The 2,051-nt window shown below is 38.9% G+C and carries 2 protein-coding genes; both read right to left on the bottom strand.

What is annotated here, in order from left to right; translation table 11 throughout:
* A partial coding sequence (locus QZU81_RS10880; RefSeq protein ID WP_295591801.1) for an NrpR regulatory domain-containing protein occupies positions 1-1,220 on the bottom strand: 1,220 nt, incomplete at its 3' end.
* 74 nt (positions 1,221-1,294) lie between these two features.
* Positions 1,295-2,051 (bottom strand): glutamine synthetase family protein (locus QZU81_RS10875; protein ID WP_295591799.1); only part of this gene is annotated, 757 nt, incomplete at its 5' end.

Here is a 2,051-nt window from a genome sequence, read left to right as displayed (position 1 = left end):
ATTGTAGCTATTCCCATTTTATCGTCATCTGTTGGATGATTGACTAGTTTATAGTATGGGTTGATGTATTTCGGATTTGAGTTATATGTTTCCTCCATGATTGCCAACGCATTGTCAACGTCGTCCTTGTCAATGTAGGATATGTTGGAAATTATGTTTCCTTTCCTTTTTTCAACATCGAAATTGACTTGCTGAATCAGGTTCCAGGATTTTGAGAGCAAAAATGATATTTTAGGATGAGTATCATGTTTTACTTCTTTTAAGCAATGATTTATTCTTGATGTAATAGGTGATAATGTTTTAAAATCTTGGATTTCCTCAGCTATTTTTATGTCAATATTCTGATTTGCTTCCTGTATCGCACAGAAAGGTGTGATTCCACCTACAATCGCAATTCCAACCATTCCATCAGGAACGGGCAGACCTAAAATGTCCTGTCCTTCATCACTGACGCCTATTACACCACCGATTCCAATCTTGTTGAGGTTATTGATGATGTCTATTGCCTTTTGCCTTCCGATTCCAGGTATTAGCCTGAAGTTGGCAGGTATGATTCCATCTCCGTTGTCCAATACGTCCATGACTGATGTGACTCCGGGGGTGGAAAATGCGTCAAGAGGGGTTACTGATGTTTTCTTGTATGAGATGATTTCCGTAAATTTGATCGGCTGTGAATCTTCGATTTTCAGCAGCCCTCCATATTGCGGCTGTGATGGAATTCCCTCATTGAGAAGCACTCCATCAATTGTTGTTCCGCATAATGTTGTGACGTTAATTTTCCCATCGCTTCCAACATTATTTAAATTAACATAAGGGCTAACAGAAAGACCACTTTCAATTGTTCTTTTAAGTATATCAATCGATTCTTCATTATAAATGGTTGAGGTATTTACAACTACATTTCCTTCTTGTGCAATATATTTGAAGTCAGTTAAATATATCATTTCTTCAAATTTCGAATAAATGAAATCAACTTGATCATAAATCAATCCTTTCTCTAACTTTTCACGACCAAGATTTGTGATGCGCCTTCCTGAATATCCCATCCTTTCGGTATATCCCTTCTCATCCAGGATCTGCATGTGATATCGAACGGCACGCTCACCCAAATTGAAGCCCTTGTTTTTCAGTTCGTCAGCTATCAGCTTGGAACCGGTAGGCTTGTCCTGCTCGTTAAGGATTCTTAAAATCTCAATCATTCTATGTTCAGATTCTGACATCGTAATGCTCCAAACATTTATGTTTAATCATAATCTACTTAATCAAATTTAAAATAAAAAAATAATATTTAGATTTAGATATCTAAATATTTTCTTTGTTCGTAACCGAATACTTGAACACGGTATTCGTCCCATTCCTGATATTTGAGCTCTAGGAATTTTTGGCTGATGTGGTCTCCAAGTGCTCCTAATATGAGTGGGTCCTCTTCAAGTGCATGGTAAGCTTCCCATAAACTTGATGGCAAGACTTTGATTCCCATAGCTTCCCTTTCCTCTTCGGTCAATTCGTAAATGTTGATTTCTGTAGGTTCACCAGGGTCGATTTTGTTTTGGATACCGTCGATACCTGCTTCCAGCATTACAGCGAATGCTAAGTATGGGTTACATGCAGGGTCAGGTGCTCTGTATTCAATACGGGTTGCTTTTCCACGAGCTGCAGGAACTCTGATTAATGCGGATCTGTTTTTAAGACCGTATGCTCTGTACACAGGTGCCTCATAACCTGGCACCAAACGTTTGTATGAGTTGACAATAGGGTTGGTGATTGCGGTTAATGCCGGAGCGTGTGCCAATAATCCTCCCATGAAGTGGAGAGCGTCTTTTGAAAGACCGGTGTCTGAGTTAGGATCTGAGAATAGGTTTTTGTCGCCTTTGAATATTGATTGGTGACAGTGCATACCACTTCCGTTTACTCCGAAGAATGGTTTTGGCATGAATGTTACTCTGTAATCTAGTTGGTCGAATGTAGCCATATTGTCTACGATAGCTTTGATAGCCTGTTTGAATGTAATTACTGCGTCTGCAGTTTTAAGAGCATCTTTAAATTTGAAT

The organism is uncultured Methanobrevibacter sp. (assembly GCF_902770715.1).
Taxonomy (GTDB): Archaea; Methanobacteriota; Methanobacteria; order Methanobacteriales; family Methanobacteriaceae; genus Methanocatella.
The sequence above is the reverse complement of the archived record's forward strand: the minus strand, read 5'-3'. Positions and strand labels throughout refer to the sequence as shown.